Genomic DNA, 19,881 nt, shown 5'->3' with positions numbered 1-19,881 from the left:
GCCCCGGGCCGACCAAGGTAGTACCGGACAGAGACCGGCGGCCAGTGCCTATTTACCGGGCCTTATTGATTTTGCCTTAGTTTTGCCCTCCGGGGCTGGGGCGGTTTGCCGCCGGACCCCACGTGGTTTTCAGAATGAAGACGGGGGTTGGAATGCCGGGGCTGAAGCGATCGTCGTCGATCAGGTTCCCAACCCTCAGATTTCGCGCCAAGATCATGGTCGGCTTTGCCGTCACGCTGGCGCTTTCGGCAGCCACCATGGGCTTCGCCTATATGGGCTTCGAGCGGGTCTCCGCCGGTGTCGGCTCCTATCGCCAGAGCGTTGCGGAAGCCGATCTTGCCCGCAACATCGATCGTGAAATGATCTCCTACCGTTCGCTGGCGCGCTACTACGTCGCGACCGGCAAGGAGGACGACGCCAAGGCCGCGCTCGCCGCCGAGGCCAGCCTGAAGGACGCCATCGTGGCGTCGATGAAGGGCACCACCAATCCGGCCCGGCTCGAGCAGGTCACCAAGCTGGAGCGCGAATTCCGCGCCTTCACCAAGATCTTTGCCGAGATCGTCCGCATCAAGGACGAGAGCGCACAGGTCGCGCAGAACCAGCTGACCCGCAGCGCGACCTCGATGCGCTACAAGCTCGACGATCTGCCGAGCAATGCCGACGATTCCGAGCTGCAATCGATTCAGTTCGGCGCCAAGAAGGTCGCCGACCAGCTGCAGTCGATCACCGGCGCTGTCAACACCTTCGTCGTCAATGGCGACAAGACCGTCGCCTCCAGCGCGCTCGCCCGGCTGAAATTCGCCGACAATCTGGTGAAGGGCATCACCTCGAAGGACGAGCGGATCACCCAAAGCGTGAAGGACATCACCGCGCTGCTTGGAGAGTACCGCGAGGCGCTCGCCAAGCTGATCGCGAATGCCAAGTCGATCGACGAGTTAACGGTCGAGATGACGGAATCCGCAGCTGCCATCAGCCAGGGCGCGGCGGCGATGAAGTCCGATCTGCTCGCCGACCAGAAGCGGCTCGAGAACGAATCGCATGCCATGATCGGCGAAACCGAGCAGCTGATCCTGATGCTTGCGGCCGGCAGCTTCGTGCTCGGGCTGGTGTGGGCGTTCCTGCTCGGCAAGGGCATTTCACGCCCGATCGCGGCGATGTGTGCCGCGATGCGCGAGCTTGCGGCGGGCAATTTCGACGTCGTGCTGCCGGGCCTCGGCCGCCGCGACGAGCTTGGCGAGATGGCCGGTGCCGTGGAAGAGTTCAAGGTTCAGGCGGTCGCCAAGGCCGAGCGCGACGCCGCGACCCAGGAAGCGCAGAACAAGGCGAGCGCCACCGCGCGGCGCGCGGAGCTCATTCGTTTCGCCGACGAATTCGAAGCCGCCGTCGGCTCGATCGTCTCCAACGTCTCGGCGTCCGCCGTGCAGCTCGAATCCGCAGCCGGTACGCTGACCCGGACCGCGGAGACCACGCAGAACCTGTCGAGCCAGGTCGCCGGCGCCTCCGAGGAGGCGTCGAGCAACATGCAATCGGTTGCGTCTGCGACCGAGGAGCTGTCGGCGTCGGTCGACGAGATTGGCCGCCGCGCCAAGGAATCCAGCCAGATCGCCGATTCCGCCGTGCGTCAGGCCGAGCAGACCGATGCGCGGATCGGCAAGCTCTCGCGCGCTGCGCAGGAGATCGGCGACGTCGTCAAGCTGATCACGGCGATCGCCGAGCAAACCAACCTCTTGGCACTGAACGCCACCATCGAGGCCGCGCGCGCCGGCGATGCGGGCCGCGGCTTCGCGGTGGTCGCCGCCGAAGTGAAATCGCTGGCGAGCCAGACCGCCAGGGCCACGGACGAGATCTCCACCCACATCTCGGGCATGCAGGCCGCGACGCAGGAGTCGGTTGCCGCGATCAAGGAGATCGGCGGCACGATCGGGCAGATCTCCGGGATCGCGACCAATATCGCGAGTTCGGTCGAGCAGCAGAGCGCGGCCACGCAGGAGATCGCGCGCAGCGTGCAGAATGTCGCGCAAGGCACCCAGGAAGCCGCTTCCAGCGTCACCCAGGTCAATCGCGGCGCCACCGAGACGGGCGCCGCCTCCGAAGAGGTGCTGAACTCCGCCCGCTCGCTGTCGGTCGAGAGCTCGCGGCTGCGCGAGGAGCTCGATCGCTTCATGGCGAACATCCGCGCGGCGTAGATTGGATTGCGGTAGCTGACAAACCACCGTCGTCCTGGCGAAAGCCAGGACCCATACGTCGCGGCCCTCGAAAGGGGCAAGCGGCGAGTTGTCCCTACACCATTAGACAGTGGTGGTAATGGGTCCTGGCTTTCGCCAGGACGACGGCAGTCGGGACGACAATCTCAATCCCGCCCGAACTGACGCTTCAATTCAACCTTGGCTCGTTCCAGCCGTGACCGTTCGGTCTTCGGCAGCGTCCTGCCGGCGCGGTTGATATAGAAGGTGAGCATCGACAACGCGGAACGATAGGCACCGCTCTTGCGTCGCGTGCTGCGCTCGGCGGATGTCTTCAGCGATGCCGCGATCTTCTTCGCGCTCGTCAACTTGAAGACGCCGCGCTTGAGGTCGAGGGCGTCGCTCTCTCTAGTTACCCGTTGCGACCAGCGCTTCGGCGTTGTCTTCTTCGCTCCACGCTTGCGGCGTGCCGTGCCCGTGGATTGTGCGGTCGATCTTCGTGCCGGCTTTCGTGCCGTCTTGCGCGTCGCTCGCTTGCGTGCGGCCATCGATCCCTCCGTGGATCTTCGGTCGAGAACAGTCTGCCGCGGTCGCGGTTCCTATGCCGCATTGCGGGAACCCTTGCCGGTCTGCGGCGTTGACATCGCGTGGCGGGCACTCTGTTTGCCGCAATCCTGGGAGGGAGAACCTTGGAACGCACCGTTCCGGGGATTTTCTCATTTGGTCCAATCTGATGAATTTGCAGCAGACACAGGTCAGCTCTGCGACAACGGCGGACAGGACGGCGTCGCTGGATGCAGGGAATAACGACCGCATCATCGAGACCTCGATTCCGGTTCGGCTCGACAATCTCAGCTGGAGTGGCTTTCACACCCGCGTCGTGCTGGCGCTCGGCATCACCTGGATTCTCGACGGGCTCGAAGTGACGCTGGCGGGTGCGTTGTCGGGCGCGCTGAAAGAGAGCCCGACGATGGGCTTCTCCAACGCCGATGTCGGGCTTGCCAGCAGCGCTTATCTCGCCGGTGCCGTGCTCGGCGCGCTCGGCTTCGGTTGGCTCACCGACCGGATCGGGCGCAAGAAGCTGTTCTTCATCACGCTCGCGGTCTATCTCTCGGCAACCGCTGCGACCGCGCTGTCGTGGAATGTCGCGAGCTATACGCTGTTTCGCTTCCTCACCGGCGCCGGCATCGGCGGCGAATACACCGCGATCAATTCGACGATCCAGGAGCTGGTACCGGCGCGCTATCGCGGCTGGACCGATCTCGTCATCAACGGCAGCTTCTGGATCGGTGCGGCGATCGGCGCGGTGACCGCGATCGTCCTGCTCGATCCCGCTTTCCTTGCGCCCGATCATGGCTGGCGGATCGCCTATTTCACCGGCGCGGCGCTCGGCCTTGTCGTGCTGTTGATGCGGATGTGGATTCCGGAAAGCCCGCGCTGGCTGATGATCCATGGACGCCCCGGCGAGGCCCACAAGATCGTCGCCGGTATCGAGAGCTCCGTGCTCGGTCACGAACAGTCGAGCGAAGATTTCGAGAAGATCAAGCTCCGGATGCGCGATCACACGCCGCTGCGCGAGGTCGCGGTGACGCTGTTTTCCACCTACCGGCAGCGCTCGCTGGTCGGCCTCACGCTGATGGCAGCGCAGGCATTCTTCTACAACGCGATCTTCTTCACCTTCGCGCTGATCCTGACCGATTTCTTCGGCATCGCCGCCAGCAATGTCGGCTGGTACATCCTCCCCTTCGCCGCCGGCAACTTCCTGGGGCCGCTGCTGCTCGGCCGCCTGTTCGACACGCTGGGCCGCCGCACCATGATCGTGCTGACCTACGCCGTGTCGGGCGTGCTGCTCGCGCTGTCGGGCTATCTGTTCTCGATCGGCGTGTTCAGCGCACAGACCCAGACCATCGCCTGGATGGTGATCTTCTTCTTCGCTTCGCCTGCGGCAAGCGCCGCCTATCTCACCGTCAGCGAGACGTTTCCGCTTGAGGTCCGCGCGCTCGCCATCGCCGTCTTCTATGCGGTCGGCACCGGCATCGGCGGCGTGATTGGACCTGCGCTGTTCGGCGTGCTGATCGACACCGGATCGCGCAACAGCGTCTTCGCCGGCTACCTCCTGGGAGCGGCACTCATGATCGCCGCCGCAGCCGTCGCGTGGCGCTACGCCGTCGCGGCCGAGCGAAAATCGCTCGAACACGTCGCGCGGCCTTTGGCATGTGTGGAGTAGACTATGACGAAGCATGACGTAGCCGAAATGCCCCTGGATGACGACATCACCCCTGACGCCACGACCGGCGGCGTGCCGGCGCCGGCGTCGCTGATTTCGCCGCTGGAGCGGACCGCGGTGCTGCTCGACATCGACGGCACTTTGCTCGATTTCGCACCGACCCCGCGCGAGGTCTGGGTGCCGCCGGAGCTCGCGACCACGCTGAAGCAATTGCATGAGCGCACCGGCGGCGCGCTGGCGCTGGTCAGCGGCCGCTCGCTCAACGACATCGACCTGATCTTCGCGCCGGAAGTATTCCCCGCGATCGGCGGCCATGGCGCCGAGATGCGGCTGCAGCCGGACAGCGAGGCGGTCGCCGCCCACGCGCCGCCGCTCGACAAGGAATTGAAGCGTCGCCTCGCCGCGATCGCAAAGCTCAGCCCCGGCATTCTGCTCGAGGACAAGGGTTACTCGCTGGCGCTGCATTATCGGCTGGCGCCGCAGGCAGAGAAAGCGATCTATGAAGCGGTGTCGCTGATCCGCGCCGAGTTGCCGAACGCGCCGATCGAGGTGCTGCCGGGCAAGAGCGTCTGCGAGATCAAGCATTCCGGCTTCACCAAGGCAACCGGCGTGCTCGAGCTGATGACGCATGAGCCGTTCAGGGGACGTCGCCCGTTCTTCATCGGCGACGACGTCACCGACGAGACCGTGTTCGCGATCATGCCTGATTTTGACGGCCTCGCATTCTCCGTCGGTCGTCGCGCGACCGGCGTCGCCGGACATTTCGACGGGCCGAGCGATGTGCGCGCGTTCCTCGCGCGGCTGCTCGACGATGATAGGGACGTGAATCTGTCCTAACCGGATCAACTGCATCGCGGGTTCGAATCGAATGCGGTGCTTTTGCGTCGTGGCGTCAGCCTCGCGCGCAATTTTCTTTTCGCGAGTTCCCGCGAGTTCCTTCGCGCTTCGCCAGAATTTGGTTTCATTTGGGAGATTCCTTGACGAGTGCCGCCGATTTGAAGTTCCCAAAATCTCGCGGCTGGCATGTGTAGGAACTTCAAATCGATCAGCGGCACTCGATTTGTTGTTTGCGAGCGCCTCTTATCTTCCGAAGTTGGCGTAAGGAATCGCGGCGAACGCGACGCCAACTTCGGAAATGAGGCGCTCGGAACCATCTTGATGAATGGTTGTTAATACGCGAGTTGACCAACAGGAGGGGACCTGGTGAACCTCGTCGTCGTATCGAACCGCGTTTCGCGCGGAAAACCCAATGAACCCATGACGGGGGGGCTTGCAGCGGCATTGTTGCCGGTGGTGGAAAAGACAGGGGCAATATGGGTTGGTTCCAGCGGACGGGTCCGCGACGGGAACCTGAAGGAGCCTTTTGCAGAGGTCGAAGCTCTCGGTGCGGGTGCGCTGGCGATGCTCGATCTGCCGGCCGCGCATTATGGCGGCTACTATGAAGGCTTTGCCAATTCGGCGCTGTGGCCCGCGATGCATTCGCGCGCCGATCTGATTCGTGCCTCGTATGAGGATTACACCAGCTATCGCGAAGTGAACGCGTTCATGGCGCGCGCGCTGCTGCGCTTCCGCAAGCCGGATTCCGTGTTCTGGATCCAGGACTATCATTTCCTCGCGCTCGGCGCCGAGCTGCGCGATCTCGGCGTCACGCAGCCGATCGGCTTCTTCCTGCACACGCCGTGGCCGACGCGCGCGGTGATCGCAGGCGTGCCCAATCATCGTGAGCTGATCGAGGCGATGTTGTCCTACGATCTGATCGGCTTCCAGACCGATGAGGACTGCGACAATTTCCTGAGCTATGTGCAGCACGATCTCGAATTCGAGGTGCGCGACGGCGTGATCAATTCGCCGTTCGGCCGCACCCGCGCCGCGGTGTTTCCGATCGGCATCGATCCCGAGAAGTTCGCCCAGCAGGCGACCAAGGCGATGACGCATCCCGACGTGACGCGGCTGCGGCGCAGCCTCAACGGCGAGAAGCTTGCGATCGGCGTCGACCGGCTCGACTATTCCAAGGGCCTCGTCAACCGCATCAAGGCGTTCGACAAGATGTGGACGCTGCAGCCGGCGCTGAAGCGTTCGGTGTCGCTGCTGCAGATCGCAACGCCCTCGCGCGGCGCGATCGAGGCCTATGGCAATCTCGCCAGCGAGGTGGCGAAGCTCGTCACCGACGTCAATGGCGTGCATGGCGAGGTGGACTGGACGCCGATCCGCTATCTCAACAAGGGCTTTGGCCAGGGCGTGCTCGCGGGGCTCTACCGCACCGCGCAGGTCGGCGTGGTGACGCCGCTGCAGGACGGCATGAACCTCGTCGCCAAGGAATATGTCGCCGCGCAAAATCCGGCCGATCCCGGCGTGCTGGTGCTGTCGAAATTCGCAGGTGCGGCGAACGAGCTCGACGCAGCGCTGCTGGTCAATCCGCACGACATCGACGGCATGGCGCGCACCTTGGCAACCGCGCTCGGGATGCCGCTGACTGAGCGACGGATGCGCTGGGAAGCCATGATGGAGAAGCTCAACAGCGGCACCATCCAGCAATGGTTCGCCGATTTCATCGAGGCGCTGCAGGATACGCACAATGCGGGTGCCGCGGCGCTGCCGGAGCCACCAACCCTGTGGCCGCGCCGCACGGCGGATTTTGCCGCGCGATATCACTGAGCGAGCATAGAGCTTGCGGGATGGGCGCGTTATAGCGCCCATCCAGTGCTGTCGTCCCGGCGAAGGCCGGGACCCATAATCACCGCGTTCAATTGCGGACGAGATCGTGGCCTCAGCGTCGCGCAACAATGCGCATTCGGGGCAATGGGTCCCGGCCTTCGCCGGGGCGACGGCGAGTTTGTGGCGTACCGGTGGGGCGCGGTTGGGCGCTGCGCGGCGGATGACGGGCTCCGCGAAAGCTCCGAACCCATCCGATCGCATGCATGGCGTGATTTGCGCCGGTCTTTGGCCGGCCACCGGCCAGAATCGGCGCCTAACGCTAGACAAAGCGGTGCCGTCCGGCCGATCTCGCCGCCAATTTACCCAATATTTTCAATCAATTGGGGAAATTTTGTGCTCCGGCTCCGCGCTCCCTTGCAAAATCCGCCTCAGCCCTTCAAGAGAGGCCTCCCGGAGAGATGGCCGAGTGGCTTAAGGCGCACGCTTGGAAAGCGTGTGTGCGGGAAACCGTACCGTGGGTTCGAATCCCACTCTCTCCGCCATATGGCCGACTGCAACGTTCCGCCCGGACAATGCGAGCGGCGGCTTCGTGGCTTGAAGGCCGGATGTTCAAATCCGGCCATCGCTGGAAACGTGAAATCATCGGACGATGAGATATCAGCCGCGAGCGGTTTGGCTCAGGCCCGGCAATGTTCGATTGCCGCCCGCCAGCGCGGGATCGCGCCGGCGGTGTCGCCGCTCAAGCCTCGCGGCCGTTCTCACGCACTCGCGGCGCTGTCGCGAATAACCTCGAACGGCAGGGCGGGCGCGTTGTATTCGGAGATATCCAGCTTCCAGACATGCTGGTCGTCCGTGGCGCCGGCCGGCGCGAAGCCGAGCTTCTTGTACAGGTCGCGGACCATCCCGTTCTTGGCGGTCGGGAGGTGGCTTCCCTCCAGCGTGTCGACGCCGTTCAAGCGGCAATGGCGGACAAGCTCGGCAATGATGGCTTCCTCGACCCGCCTGCCGAGAACCCGGCAGCTCATCAACCAGGTGTCGATGTCGAAAGTCGCGTCCTTCTTTCGCGCAATGACGACGCCGATCACCCCGTTGTCACCGAAGCGGTCGCGAAGCCTGATCTGGAAGGTCAGGCAATCCGGCGAGCGCGACATGGTCTCGACCTCGGAATGCGTGTAGCGGCGCGTCGTCAGGTTGAACTGGTTCGTCTTGTTGATGAGCTGCGCGATCCGCCCGAGATTGACGGCATCGAACGCGTGGAATTCGATCGTCATGCCGAGCGAGGTCAGGAATTCGTCCATGTCGCGGGACTTCGCTGACAGCTCCGCGCGTTGCGCATTTGCCTGATATTGGTCGCCGCGCTGACGATCCTCTTCGGAAAACGTGACGGCTTCGAAGCGATGCCGGGCCGTTTGGCGCAAGAGCAGTAGCGGCCGATATCAGGTCGACGGCTGCGAAGTCGTCCGCCATCCAATGAACGACCCGCCTGGCGGCCGTTCAATCTCTCGCCATCGTCTCGTTGCGCCCGCCGCGGAGCACTGCGCGTGACTGGGCCGGGCATGATCGCGCTCGCGTTGCCGGCGCTGCCCGGCATGTTTGCAGGCGGCGCGCGCCAGGCGCTGGTGAGGGCATCGCCATGGCTGGCGGCCCGGATTGGCTAAGGGAGTGTTAAGCGCCATGTCCGATTTTCGTCGATCGCGCAGAGCTGACATTAAATTATCATGCCGTAGGAATTGGGGGAGTTTGCCACAAGCGGCGTGAGGACAACATGACGGCCTTCATTCCTTGGAAGGCGGAAGTTGGAATATCCTCGCAAATGAGGTCGGCACCGGATGAGTGCCGGGTTCGCCAGGACGGTCTCCTGAAGCGCTTTGCGCGCGACCGGTCCGGCAGTTACGCGATCATCATCGCCTTGCTGATGCCAGTCCTGGTCGGGACCGCAGGACTCGGAACCGAGGTCGCGTGGTGGTTCTACAAGCACAAGAACATGATGAGTGCGGCCGACTCGGCGGCTGTCAGTGCGGCCACCGCCGGCACCAATTTCGCGACCGAGGCCAACGCCGTCACGACGTTCTACGGCTATGCAAACGGGATCGGCAACGTCACCGTCACGGTGAACCAGCCTCCGTCCACGGGAAGCTTCGCCTCCAGCCCCCAGGCGGTCGAAGTCATCATCAGCCAGCCGCAAGCGCGGCTGATGTCGGCCTTGTTCGGCTCCGGGGCGGTGCAGGTCACGGCCCGCGCCGTCGCACTCGGCAATGTCGGAACGGGCTGCGTGCTGGCGCTCGACCCGACCGCCAATCCCTCCGTCACCGTGAAAGGCAACACCCAGCTCAACCTGATCAATTGCAACCTCTATGACAACTCCAACGGCAGCTCGGCGCTCAATGTCAGCGGGACGGCAACGATATCTGCGGCCATGGTTGGCGTGGTCGGCGGGGTTTCCGGTACGAGCAGCATCACGGCGACCAACGGCATTCGGACCGGCATCAGGGCGATCGGCGATCCCTATGCCAACGTCACGCCCACGATGCCGACATGGTGCGACTACTCGAACAAGTTCAACGTGAAGGGCACGACGACCCTCAGTCCGGGCAGCTATTGCGGCGACATCTCGGTCGCCGCCGGTGCGACGCTGACGTTCAATCCCGGGATTTACTATTTCAACGGCGCGAACCTGTCGGTGGCCGGCAACGCCACGATCTCGGGAACGGGCGTCACCCTGGTGTTTACCGGGTCGAGCGGCAACTGGGGCACGGCGACGATCGGGAGCAACGCCAATGTCAGCCTCACCGCGCCGACCAGCGGAACGACCGCGGGAATCGCGATCTATGGCGACCGCAGGATGCCGGTCGGCAGCAGCTTCAACTTGACGGGCGGCGGTACGCAGAACCTGCAGGGAGCGGTCTACCTGCCGAAGGGGGCGCTGAGCTTCAGCGGTGGCAATGGCACGAGCGCGAACTGCACGCAAATCATCGCTGACACGATCTCGATCGTCGGAAATTCCAATGTCAAGGTCAATTGCGCTGCGATGGGCGGCAATGCGATCGGCACGGCAACAGCGCAGCTTGTCGAGTAAGCCGGAGTGATGAGATGAAAACGGGCACGATAGGGAGTGAGCGCCGTTCTCAGCGGCGTCGCGGCTTTTTCCGTCGCAGGTTCGGAGACGACACACGCGGTGTGGCGGCGATCGAATTCGGCGTCCTAGTCCCGCTGCTTTCGCTGATGGTCGTTTCCGTGACCGATATCGGCCTTGCGATCTACCGCAAGATGCAGGTGGAGGGCTCCTCGCAGGCGGGCGTCGAATATGCCATCGCGCATGGGTTCGACGCCAATGCGATCTCGACGGCCGTGGCAGCTGCGACGAACTCCAATGCGATCAGCGCCTCGCCTGCTCCGATCAAGTTCTGCGGCTGCGCGACCAGTTCGGGCGTCACCAGCATGACCTGCGGCGGAACGTGTCCCGGAGGCGGAATGGCGGGTACATACACCATTGTCTCCGCGCAAGGCAGCTACTCGACGATCATCAACTATCAGATCGTTCCGAACAGCTATGTCATCAGCACGCAGTCCACGGCGAGGCTGCAGTGAAACGCGCATTCTGGCGTGACCGGAGCGGAGCGTCGGCACTCGAATTCGGCCTGATCGCGCCGGTCTTCTTCGCGTTCCTGTTCGGCGTGATCGAGTTCGGGCTGCTGATGTGGACGCAGGTGGGAATGCAGCACGCGGTGGCGGTCACGGCGCGATGCGCGAGCGTCAACCCCGCGCTTTGTCCTACCGGCAACCCGAGCGCAATCGCCGCATACGCTACCCAGCAGGCGTTTGGACTGAGCTTGCCGTCCTCGACGTTCAGCTACAGCGCCGCGGCGTGCGGCAGCCAGGTGAGTGCAAACTATCAATTCCAGTTTCCCCAGATCCTCAATCTGGCTCCGTTCACGCTGACGGCAGCGGCCTGCTTTCCTGCCTAGGGCATGATCCGAAAAATCGGCGCCCCGTGGGGCGCCGATTTGTAGGCCGGGCCACCGCGGCGGTCAGAACCGCTCCGCGCCTTCATTCAACTTCAGGGCCTCGACGCCCTCTTCGCGAACCGCCTGGAGGCTGCGCGGATCGAGGTCGAGCGCACGGAGGATCGTCGGTGCGATCTGGGTGGTGAAGGCGGTCTCCTCGATCGTCCGCGCATGCTTGATGCGAGGCGAGGAGAGCAGCAGCAGGACATTGCGATCGTCCTTGGAGAAGCCGCCATGCTCGGCGAGCTTGCTGCCGCCGGTGCAGATGACGCCATGATCGGTGATGGCGATGAAGTCCGGCACCCGGCTGTTGTGGAACGGATCTTCGTAGAGCTTGGTCAGTTCATCGCGGTCGAGCAGCTTCTGGATATGCAGATCGGCGGCGTGGGCCAGAATGTAGGCCTTGGCATCGGCATAATAGGGGTTGCCGGTCGCCGGATTGGTCGCCTGCTGCAGCTCCGGCGACAACCAGACCAGCGCCGCGTCGTCGCAGATCTCGAAGCCGTTGGTGCCGAAACCGGGCGTGTTGCTGTACAGCGCGTCCGAGATCGCCACGCGATCCGCGAGGTTGATCGGCGACTGGCCATGCTTGGCGCTGATGATGATCAGCGTCGTATCGTAGAGGTTCTGCGCCTTGAGCTCGTTGACGAACTTGCCGAGTGCATCGTCCACGAACTGGAATTGCTGCGTGAGCGCGTTGCCGGGCGTCGCGTTGGCATCGGCATAACCGCCGACCAGCGACTTGTCGGTATCGGCGTTGCCGGCCTTGGCGAGCTTCTGGCCAACGCTGACCGCCTGGAAGTTCATGCCGAAGATCGCGGGGACGCCTTGATGCTGAGTTCGCGTGCCGTTGTAGCCGTCGATCCAGTTCAACACCGCCTGCACCTTCAGCGAGTCGTATGAACGGACACCGACAAAGCTCTTGGTGTAGTCGTCGCCGGGCTTGGCGCCGGTGTCGATCGTGTCCTGCGCGTTGATCTCCGGCGTGAAGAGCTCGTCGAGGCCCTTGCCCGACGGGCCCGCGAGGTCCTCATAGGCCGGATGCTTGTCGGACCAGGCCGTGCGCATTCCGGCCTGCTTGATGACTTCGAAGATCGTATTGGTGCGTACGTAGTCGTGCGGATAGACCGGAACGCACTGGCCGTTCACCAGCTTGCGCTGCATGTGGTCCGGATCGAGCTGCGTGTAGACCTGACCGAGCGTGCCGCCGGCGGTGTAATCGGCGACCAGTCCGCTGGAGTAATCGAAGGTCTTGTCGAGCGCTTCGAAGTTGGTGAGTTCGGTGCCTGCCGGGCTCACGCAACCCGGGTCCGGAAGATTCTGGCTGGTATAGAAGGCCTTGGCCGGATACTCGTTGCGATCATAGCTGTCGTCATAGAACAGGCCGCCGCCCTTTGGCGTCGCGCCGGTGACCTGCGCGAGCATGCCGGGATAGCTGTCGGACGGAGCGGTGGTGTAGGCGTTCGGATAGACGACGCCTTTGCCGGTGAGCTGGGCGAAGTTGCCGCCGGGGCGGCTTTCGACCCAACGCTTCAAATCGACGGCGTGCATGCCGTCGACGCTGATCAGCAAGACGTGCTTGTAGCCATGTCGCTGCGAGTGCCCGTTGTCATCATCCGCGTGCGCCACTGCGACGCCGCAGGCAAGCATGGCCGCCGCGATCGCGGCAGTCGACAAGACATAGTCACGAAAACCACTCATGAGTTCGCCCCTCTCTATTTCCGACAGGATTGGATTCGTCTGCACTGACCGCGACAACTTGTCGCGGTCAGTTGACGGAGGGATGACGTTTTCGTGCGAGTTCGATGACCGTGGCGCAAGCGAACGGCATCCAGCGGTGCGCGACGCGCTGTCGCCGCGCAATGATTGGCTCTTGCAGTTCACTCGCCAAATTGCGCTGGGCTGCGCGTGTCACCCTGCCGAAGCGCTGTCGCTTGGAATTGCGATCGACGCGTGAAGCAGGGCATCGAGAACCTGCGCGGCGTCCACATTGTGGAAAGCCCGCAAGTGGCTGGAATCCATCGGCAGGATGAAGTCTTTACGGCTGTCCTGATGCCGGATCCACAATCCGGCAAAGCAAATTGCCGGAGCGAGCAGCAACAGCGGCTCACAAGGTTTGTCATCGTCGGTGTCGGATGAGATCGCGCGGCGTACGGCGGGCGCCTGAAGCGCCTTGAGAAAGCTGGCTACGTAGGGTCCCTCGTTCAGTTCGGCCAACCGATAGCCGCCCTGGTCGGTGAAGACGGCATGAGCAGCAGCGATCGGCTCAAGAAGGTTCTTGTCATAGATGAGAAACCGCCAGCCGAGGATGGTCGCCACCGAACTGAGCGCAGGCAGCTCCATCTCCGCTGGAGCCTTGGCCACGCACCCGCCGGGGCCCGCCAGACGGCGCAACACGCTCAACGGCAGCAACGCCATGCGATGGGGTGCGCAAAGCTCGAGGTCTTCGGGATGATTGCGATGCGCGAAGCTGAGCTTGGGCGTCGCAAAGCCGCGCGTGCGCGCTCGCCTGGCCATGCCGGCAAGGACGGCGTCGCGGGCATCGTCGGGAAGGTCAGCTGCCGGAATCGTCATGCCGTTGCCCTCCTGGTGTAGTATGTGTCCGTCCAGGTGCCGCAGTTGACATAGCCGCGCGGAAATTGCGCGGCATCGATGTCCGAGAGGCCCCACCAAGGGTCCGCAATGGCCAGGCCGTAGTTATTTTGTGCGGGCAGGCTGACCGCCGCGGAGTAACCCTTGATCGTGACAAGGTGGGCCCCGCCGCCGTTCCAGACGATGCGCACGCATAGCGGGCGTCTGCCGCCGATCTCTTCCTGGGTCTCTCGCAAGGACGCAGAGCGGCGCGCGGTCCATTTCCTGAAATGGCCAACGCGGAACAGCGACGACATCAGGTAGCCGTAGACATTGCAGGAATCCTTGTCGGCCACGCAGCAATCAGTCCGGCCCAGCTGTCCGTTCGCAATGTCGCATTGGGTCACCCTGCTGGAGGGACGATAAAAATGGGCGACGCTGGCCGCGACGGCGGCCCAGCACCAGTGTGTTTTTTCCTGATGCTCGTTCTTGAAGTCGAGCAGCCGCCATCTCGATCGCCTGAACGGGGGCAGATTGATCGGGACGCATGTCGTGTTCACGAGAGAAGCGATTTCGTCTGCTGCCGGTGTCACGATCGTTTCCCCCGCTTCTTCTTGGAGGTCGAACGTCCGGACGGCAGGACGAGTGTCCCGGCCTTGCCGGGCTCACGTTTGGCCTCAGCCAACACCGCCTTGAACGTCGGGCATTCCTTGAGGATCTCGAACGCCTGGCCGGCAATCACCTTTCCGGCGTGGGTATCGCTCGGGTAATGGACGCCTGCCACCTCGCGATTGCGCCCAATGCGATCGGCCAGCGCGACGAGCATCCGCTTGGTATGTCGAGGATGCATCTCCGCGAGCGCCAGAGCGATCAGGTGACTTTCGAGCGAATGCGCGCTCGGAAACGAGGCGTGCCCCGGCGAATTGATCAAGGGAACGAGCGCAGGACAGATCTGTTGCGGCCGAGCTCGATTGAACCGGAGCTTGAAGTCTATTGCCACCATTTGGGCAACCCGGATCGCCATCTCGATGATCTTGAGCGAGCTCGGATGCGACCACGGCGACATCATCAAGACTTCGGCAAAATAGCCGCGCAGTCGCGTATTTTGATCGAGAATTTCACCGATCAGGCGAGGGCGCTCATCGCGCGCCATTGCGGCCAACTGATCGATCTCGGCAAAAATATCGGCATGACGATGTGGCGGATCGGGAGCTTGAATAGAGCGACGCCAATCCGTTTGGCCGAACTCAGCCAGCGCGATCACGCCAAAAAGGTCGGGCTCCCATCCCGACCAGGGGAAAACCACGTTGAAATCGAGGTCTTTCTCGCAGATTTCACCGCCCAGCGGATCGAAGATCAGGAAAGGTGCGCCCTGTGCTGGTGGCGAACCCATATAGGCTCCGCCCGCGCCATAACTTTGACCGCCGCCTCCCCCGCCATCCCCGCCGCCGTCGCCGCCACCGTCCCCGCCGCCATCAAATACATGAAACTGCATTGCAACCTCCCAGCTCCAATATTCAATTTGTCAATCAGGCACTCCAATTCAAACAGGAAGTCCGGCGGCTTCCAGCCGTTGCACGTAAAGTGAAGCTTGCTCCGCCTTGAAAGGGCAACGCGGCGCGTAATGAGACACAGTGAATTGCGGCAGAACCGACCGGTGATGCGTTGCCAACAGCGCGGCGTCCTCATGCCGGCCGACGGCCACAAGGCTTGCCGCTGCGATCCGGATCGCGTTTCCGTATCGGGGATTGAGGCTGAGTGCCTTTCGCGACCAGCGAATGGCCTCCTCATAGGTGCCGTTCAAATAATGATTTTGGCCGAGCCGCGAAAAACTGGTGAAGGCCTGTTGATCCAGAGGGGACAGCCGGATGGCTCGTTCGGCTCGTTCGATTCCCGACGCCGGCTTGCCGATGAAGCCGTATGTTGCGCTGCTGAACATCCATGCCCAGGGATTGTTTGGCGAGGCGGCAAGCGCACGGTCAAAGCAGTCGAGGGCTGTGTCAAAGTCAAAATGGAACGCGCTCCGCGCGTGCCCCTGCAGTGAAAGGGCAAGCGCGTCGGATGGGTCTCGTTCGATGGCGCAATTCGAGAGCCGGATGATCTCGGCGATCTCGGCGTTGGGATCGGTCGACCGGCCCTCGGCGATGTTCAGCATGTGCCAGCGCGCTGAAAACGCATATGGCGCCGCATAGCTGTCGTCCTCTTCGCGCGCCCGCTCCAGCAGCGTCCGCGCCATCGAAAAGCTGGCGAAGTCCAGCTTGTAGAGCAGATCAAGCGCGCGCAGGAAATAATCGTACGAGTTGAGGTTGTGCGGGCGCTTCCGCAGCGCGCGCTTCACCTCGGCCTGGCGCACATGCGTCGAGATGCGGCCGACAATCATGAGGGCGATTTCATCCTGCACGCCGAAGATGTGCTCGATATCGGTTTCGTATTTCTCTGCCCAGATGACTGACGCCGTCGACAAGTCACCGAGCTCGACAGAGAGCCGGATTCGATCGCCGGCGCGGCGAATGCTACCACTGAGCAGATACCGCACGCCAAGTCGTTCGCCGGCCACCGTTCCGTAATCGACGGCGCGGCGATCGATCATCATGGTCGACCCGCGGGCAACGACCAGAAGATGTTTAATATTGCTGAGCGTCGCGATGATATCGTCGACGAATCCCTCGGCGAAATAGTTGTCGGCGGGGTCGTCCGAAAGACTGACGAGCGGCAGGACGGCGATCGAGGGCAATTTTGCCCGCCTGGAAGGTGAGCGCGCGAACCCGACTGCCGCGCCGCGGTCCACCCCCGGCAATCGCAGCGAGAACGCGGGGACAGCTCGGGTCAGATTCTTCAGCCGAAGGTCGCCGAGACTGTCGAATTTCAGGTCTCCCGCGCCATCAAGATTGTCGAGCACGGCCGATGACACCACGATCCCGTCTGCCGGTGCCGTCGTCTGAAGACGCGCGGCGATATTGACCGCGCTTCCGTAGACGTCATCGAGATCGAAGATGACAGGCTCCCAATGGATGCCAATTCGAAATGCGATGCGGCGCTCGGGAGAGTACTGGCTCTCCCGGGAGAGGATTTCCTGCTGCAGTTCGGTCGCGCATTCGACCGCATCCAGCGGGCTCTCGAAGACCGCGAGAAACCCGTCGCCGGTGTTCTTCACGATTTCACCGCGATGCGAGACGATGGTCGGATCGGTGACTTCGACGCGGAGAGTGCGATAGCGTTGATGGGTTTCGAGCTCGGCCGCTTCCATCAGTCGGGTGTAGCCAACCACGTCAGCCGCAAGGACCGCGCGACAAGCCCGCTCAAAGGGAGGCAGCACTTGAGGGGACAACACAGGGTCAGTGTGCACTGCCATGCCCGCTTATACCGTCGCACTATAACCTTCCATGTACGTTAGCATGCGGAAACGACCCTGTCGCCACCGGGGCGGGACTGGTCGGTGAGCCGCCGCCGACCGCCACAAAAACGGGCAAGCAAAAAGGCTGTTTATCCGGGAATTCGCTACAGATGATGGCTATCAGCCCACGCCCATATCCCGGCCTTGGCCATCCTCTTCCTCCGCAGATGGCCAAGCGCTCAGTGCCAAGATGGTACGGGGGTGAGAACTGCTGGTCGGCGTTATGCAGATTGGGCCAACTCCCGCAAATGCCGTTCGATCGGGGCGTCGACGTCGTCCGGGTGATCCGCCTGGGGCGGGCGCCCGGTGGCTGCAATGATCGTCAGCCGGGATCGCTGCGAGCGCCGTCATCGGCCGCACCAGCTCACGGGAGGGAGGATGCGCCCGACGGTGACACCGGACAGCACCCGTCGCTTGCCCGTAGTCGTCAGGGCTACCGCGAGACCGAGCAGTTCATGATGGATTGGGGCGCGTCGAAGGGCTGGAGCTTCTAGGCAAGCGGCTCTATGACAGCAGGAGGGGGAACGCGCATGCCCAACATGTCTCGCCGGCCATTCCTGCAACTCGCGCTCGGCGCAGCGACGCTGCCGCTTGCATCACGAGGTGGGCGCGCGGAAACCATCGCGCGCCCGATCACCATGATCGTGCCGTTCGCCGCCGGCGGGCCGACCGATGTGCTGGCTCGGATCCTCGCTGAATACATGCGCAATGCGGTCGGCCATCCCGTCATTATCGAAAATGTCACCGGCGCCTCCGGCACCGTCGCGGGCCTGCGCGCCTCGCGCGCGACACCCGACGGCACCACGATCACGATCGGGCATTGGGGCACGCATTGCCTCAACGGCGCGATCTATCAGCTGCAATATGACGTGCGCGAGTTCGCGCCGATTGCGCTGATCGCGAGCGGACCGCAGCTCATCATCGGCCGGCCCGACCTGCCGGCGAAAAATCTGAAGGAGCTGATCGCCTGGCTGAAGGCCAATGGCGACAAGGCCACGGCAGGCACCGCCGGCCCTGGCTCGGGCGCGCATGTCGCCGGCGTGTTCTTCCAGCAGTTGACGAACGCGAACTTCTCCTTCGTGCCGTATCGCGGCGCCGGCCCTGCGCTGAACGATCTGATGGCCGGGCATATCGACATCATGTTCGATCAGGCTTCCAACTCGCTGCCGCAGGTGAACAGCGGAACCGTGAAGGCGTTTGCGGTGACCGCGTCGTCGCGGCTTGCATCGGCGCCCGATATTTCAACCGTCGATGAGGCGGGATTGCCGGGTCTCTACATTGCCTATTGGCACGGCATCTGGGCACCGAAGGGCACACCCGCCGATATCGTATCGATCTTGTCGAAGGCGGTGATTTCGGCGCTCGCCGAGCCCGCCGTCCGGCAGCGCTTCGCCGAACTCGGGCAGGAGATCCCGCCGCCGGACAAACAGAGCCCCGCCGCGCTGCACGACCATCAGGCCGCCGAGATCGAGAAATGGTGGCCGATCGTCAAGTCGGCCAACATCAAGGCGGAATGAGTTCCAACCGCGACGCTCCCGCAAGCTTCAACGCAGCGCGAATGGCAGGCACCCTGCCGTTTTCGGACTTTCGATGTAGGCCAAAGGTCAAGCGCCGCTGTCATTCCATCGTCATCGGCGTTCGAAAAAACGTCGCCGCTGCTAACGAGAGCATCGAGCACGCGAGGCATCTCGCGTTTCCACGGAGATCAGCATGAAATTCGTCAAATCGATCGTGGCCGCTAGTCTGGTGTTCATGGCTACGCCCAGTTTCGCAGCCGACATCACCGGTGCCGGCTCGACCTTTATCTTCCCCGTCCTGTCCAAGTGGGCCGACGCCTACAAGAAGGATTCGGGCAGCGGTGTGAACTACCAGTCGATCGGTTCGGGTGCCGGCATCAAGCAGATCGAAGCCAACACCGTGACCTTCGGTGCAACCGACGCGCCGCTGAAGTCCGAGCAGCTGCAGAAGGATGGCCTTGCGCAGTGGCCGATGATCATGGGCGCGATCGTGCCGGTCGTGAACCTCGAAGGCGTGAAGGCCGGCGACCTTGTGCTCAACGGCTCGACGCTTGCCAACATCTTCCTCGGCAAGATCACCAAGTGGGATGACGCGGCGATCAAGAAGCTCAACCCGAAGGCCAAGCTGCCGTCCGAAGCGATCTCGGTCGTCCACCGCGCCGACGGTTCGGGAACGACCTTCAACTTTACCGACTATCTGAGCAAGGTCAGCCCGGACTGGAAGAGCAAGATTGGGTCCGGCACTGCGGTCGAATGGCCGATTGGCGTCGGCGCCAAGGGCAACGAAGGCGTCGCGGGCAACATCGCGCAGGCCAAGAACTCGATCGGTTATGTCGAGTACGCCTATGCCAAGCAGAACAAGCTGACCTACACCGCCCTGGTCAACAAGGCCGGCAAGACCGTCCAGCCGACCAACGAAGCATTCCAGGCTGCCGCCTCGAACGCCGACTGGACCAACGCGCCCGGCTACTACCTGATCCTGACCGACCAGTCCGGCGACAAGTCCTGGCCGATCGTCGCTTCGACGTTCATCCTGTTGCACAAGGATGCGACCGACAAGGCGGCCTCGAAGGAAGCGCTCAAGTTCTTCAAGTTCGCTTTCGACAAGGGTGCCAAGAGCGCCGAGGAGCTCGACTACATCCCGATGCCCGACAGCGTCGTGAAGCAGATCGAGAAGACCTGGGCTGCTGACGTGAAGAGCTGAGACGCTCCTTTCCAGTACACCCACTTGCAGGAGCCGGCGTCGATCGACGCCGGCGTTTTGTTTGGGCTCAGCGGCCGTCGAGTGGCGGCGGCGGGCGCGAGAAGGTCTTGCCGGTGCGGAATGCAC

At 63.1% G+C, this 19,881-nt stretch carries 16 protein-coding genes and 1 tRNA gene; 10 read left to right on the top strand and 7 right to left on the bottom strand.

Features of this window, described 5'->3' with window-relative positions; all coding sequences use genetic code 11:
• Nucleotides 1–152: 152 nt before the first annotated feature.
• Nucleotides 153–2,186: a methyl-accepting chemotaxis protein gene (locus QDT69_RS34600; RefSeq protein WP_279710981.1), complete on the top strand. Its 2,034-nt coding sequence runs from the start codon at nucleotides 153–155 to the stop codon at nucleotides 2,184–2,186.
• A 164-nt stretch (nucleotides 2,187–2,350) separates the two neighbouring features.
• Here the strand turns inward: QDT69_RS34600 and QDT69_RS34595 are convergent, their stop codons facing one another.
• Entirely contained in the window at nucleotides 2,351–2,731 is a 381-nt protein-coding gene (locus QDT69_RS34595) for a DUF3175 domain-containing protein (RefSeq protein ID WP_279710944.1), read from the bottom strand.
• 185 nt (nucleotides 2,732–2,916) lie between these two features.
• Between QDT69_RS34595 and QDT69_RS34590 the strand changes: the two genes are divergently transcribed.
• The 4 genes from QDT69_RS34590 to QDT69_RS34575 all read left to right on the top strand — a co-directional run bounded on the left by QDT69_RS34590 (nucleotide 2,917) and on the right by QDT69_RS34575 (nucleotide 7,607).
• Nucleotides 2,917–4,410, top strand: coding sequence for an MFS transporter (locus tag QDT69_RS34590; protein WP_279710943.1), 1,494 nt, complete (start codon nucleotides 2,917–2,919; stop codon nucleotides 4,408–4,410).
• A 27-nt stretch (nucleotides 4,411–4,437) separates the two neighbouring features.
• Complete coding sequence (gene otsB, locus QDT69_RS34585) at nucleotides 4,438–5,247, top strand: trehalose-phosphatase (protein ID WP_279710980.1); 810 nt, start codon at nucleotides 4,438–4,440, stop codon at nucleotides 5,245–5,247.
• A 366-nt stretch (nucleotides 5,248–5,613) separates the two neighbouring features.
• Complete coding sequence (locus QDT69_RS34580; RefSeq protein WP_279710942.1) at nucleotides 5,614–7,065, top strand: trehalose-6-phosphate synthase; 1,452 nt, start codon at nucleotides 5,614–5,616, stop codon at nucleotides 7,063–7,065.
• A gap of 452 nt (nucleotides 7,066–7,517) precedes the next feature.
• Nucleotides 7,518–7,607 (top strand) — tRNA-Ser (locus tag QDT69_RS34575).
• 216 nt (nucleotides 7,608–7,823) lie between these two features.
• Here QDT69_RS34575 and QDT69_RS34570 read toward each other — a convergent pair.
• Nucleotides 7,824–8,483 (bottom strand): hypothetical protein, encoded by a 660-nt coding sequence (locus QDT69_RS34570; protein WP_279710941.1) that lies wholly within the window; start codon nucleotides 8,481–8,483, stop codon nucleotides 7,824–7,826.
• A gap of 395 nt (nucleotides 8,484–8,878) precedes the next feature.
• On the opposite strand from QDT69_RS34570, the gene QDT69_RS34565 reads away from it, so the two are divergent.
• From QDT69_RS34565 to QDT69_RS34555, 3 genes are all read left to right on the top strand, one after another.
• The gene (locus QDT69_RS34565) at nucleotides 8,879–10,141 is read left to right on the top strand and encodes a pilus assembly protein TadG-related protein (RefSeq protein WP_279710940.1); all 1,263 of its coding nucleotides are present in this window, start codon (nucleotides 8,879–8,881) and stop codon (nucleotides 10,139–10,141) included.
• A gap of 101 nt (nucleotides 10,142–10,242) precedes the next feature.
• The gene (locus tag QDT69_RS34560; protein ID WP_279710939.1) at nucleotides 10,243–10,653 is read left to right on the top strand and encodes a TadE/TadG family type IV pilus assembly protein; all 411 of its coding nucleotides are present in this window, start codon (nucleotides 10,243–10,245) and stop codon (nucleotides 10,651–10,653) included.
• Nucleotides 10,650–11,030, top strand: coding sequence for a pilus assembly protein (locus QDT69_RS34555; RefSeq protein ID WP_279710938.1), 381 nt, complete (start codon nucleotides 10,650–10,652; stop codon nucleotides 11,028–11,030). Before QDT69_RS34560 ends, QDT69_RS34555 begins: the two co-directional genes overlap by 4 nt.
• A 63-nt stretch (nucleotides 11,031–11,093) precedes the next feature.
• Here the strand turns inward: QDT69_RS34555 and QDT69_RS34550 are convergent, their stop codons facing one another.
• The 5 genes from QDT69_RS34550 to QDT69_RS34530 all read right to left on the bottom strand — a co-directional run bounded on the left by QDT69_RS34550 (nucleotide 11,094) and on the right by QDT69_RS34530 (nucleotide 16,992).
• Complete coding sequence (locus QDT69_RS34550; RefSeq protein WP_279710937.1) at nucleotides 11,094–12,770, bottom strand: alkaline phosphatase family protein; 1,677 nt, start codon at nucleotides 12,768–12,770, stop codon at nucleotides 11,094–11,096.
• 210 nt (nucleotides 12,771–12,980) lie between these two features.
• Nucleotides 12,981–13,643, bottom strand: a complete 663-nt coding sequence (locus tag QDT69_RS34545; RefSeq protein ID WP_279710935.1) for a hypothetical protein — start codon at nucleotides 13,641–13,643, stop codon at nucleotides 12,981–12,983.
• On the bottom strand, nucleotides 13,640–14,233 hold the full coding sequence (locus QDT69_RS34540; RefSeq protein WP_279710934.1) for a papain-like cysteine protease family protein: 594 nt from the start codon (nucleotides 14,231–14,233) through the stop codon (nucleotides 13,640–13,642). The genes QDT69_RS34545 and QDT69_RS34540 overlap by 4 nt, the downstream gene beginning before the upstream one ends.
• On the bottom strand, nucleotides 14,230–15,135 hold the full coding sequence (locus tag QDT69_RS34535; RefSeq protein WP_279710932.1) for a phosphatase PAP2 family protein: 906 nt from the start codon (nucleotides 15,133–15,135) through the stop codon (nucleotides 14,230–14,232). The genes QDT69_RS34540 and QDT69_RS34535 overlap by 4 nt, the downstream gene beginning before the upstream one ends.
• Before the next feature lie 48 nt (nucleotides 15,136–15,183).
• On the bottom strand, nucleotides 15,184–16,992 hold the full coding sequence (locus tag QDT69_RS34530; protein WP_279710931.1) for an adenylate/guanylate cyclase domain-containing protein: 1,809 nt from the start codon (nucleotides 16,990–16,992) through the stop codon (nucleotides 15,184–15,186).
• Between the two features lie 581 nt (nucleotides 16,993–17,573).
• On the opposite strand from QDT69_RS34530, the gene QDT69_RS34525 reads away from it, so the two are divergent.
• Both QDT69_RS34525 and pstS read left to right on the top strand, forming a co-directional pair.
• Nucleotides 17,574–18,551, top strand: coding sequence for a tripartite tricarboxylate transporter substrate-binding protein (locus tag QDT69_RS34525; protein ID WP_279710979.1), 978 nt, complete (start codon nucleotides 17,574–17,576; stop codon nucleotides 18,549–18,551).
• A 193-nt stretch (nucleotides 18,552–18,744) separates the two neighbouring features.
• On the top strand, nucleotides 18,745–19,755 hold the full coding sequence (gene pstS, locus QDT69_RS34520; RefSeq protein ID WP_279710930.1) for a phosphate ABC transporter substrate-binding protein PstS: 1,011 nt from the start codon (nucleotides 18,745–18,747) through the stop codon (nucleotides 19,753–19,755).
• Nucleotides 19,756–19,881 lie beyond the last annotated feature (126 nt).

Source organism: Bradyrhizobium sp. CER78 (genome assembly GCF_029846235.1).
Taxonomy (GTDB): Bacteria; Pseudomonadota; Alphaproteobacteria; order Rhizobiales; family Xanthobacteraceae; genus Bradyrhizobium.
This window is presented reverse-complemented; position numbering and strand designations above follow the sequence as displayed.

Excerpts from the sequence above, each read along its gene's own strand:
- QDT69_RS34600 (WP_279710981.1), top strand. The coding sequence starts at position 153 with ATGCCGGGGCTGAAGCGATCGTCGTCGATCAGGTTCCCAACCCTCAGA.
- QDT69_RS34595 (WP_279710944.1), bottom strand. The coding sequence starts at position 2,731 with ATGGCCGCACGCAAGCGAGCGACGCGCAAGACGGCACGAAAGCCGGCA.
- QDT69_RS34590 (WP_279710943.1), top strand. The coding sequence starts at position 2,917 with ATGAATTTGCAGCAGACACAGGTCAGCTCTGCGACAACGGCGGACAGG.
- otsB (WP_279710980.1), top strand. The coding sequence starts at position 4,438 with ATGCCCCTGGATGACGACATCACCCCTGACGCCACGACCGGCGGCGTG.
- QDT69_RS34565 (WP_279710940.1), top strand. The coding sequence starts at position 8,879 with ATGAGGTCGGCACCGGATGAGTGCCGGGTTCGCCAGGACGGTCTCCTG.
- QDT69_RS34550 (WP_279710937.1), bottom strand. The coding sequence starts at position 12,770 with ATGAGTGGTTTTCGTGACTATGTCTTGTCGACTGCCGCGATCGCGGCG.
- QDT69_RS34545 (WP_279710935.1), bottom strand. The coding sequence starts at position 13,643 with ATGACGATTCCGGCAGCTGACCTTCCCGACGATGCCCGCGACGCCGTC.
- QDT69_RS34535 (WP_279710932.1), bottom strand. The coding sequence starts at position 15,135 with ATGCAGTTTCATGTATTTGATGGCGGCGGGGACGGTGGCGGCGACGGC.
- QDT69_RS34530 (WP_279710931.1), bottom strand. The coding sequence starts at position 16,992 with ATGGCAGTGCACACTGACCCTGTGTTGTCCCCTCAAGTGCTGCCTCCC.
- QDT69_RS34525 (WP_279710979.1), top strand. The coding sequence starts at position 17,574 with ATGTCTCGCCGGCCATTCCTGCAACTCGCGCTCGGCGCAGCGACGCTG.
- pstS (WP_279710930.1), top strand. The coding sequence starts at position 18,745 with ATGAAATTCGTCAAATCGATCGTGGCCGCTAGTCTGGTGTTCATGGCT.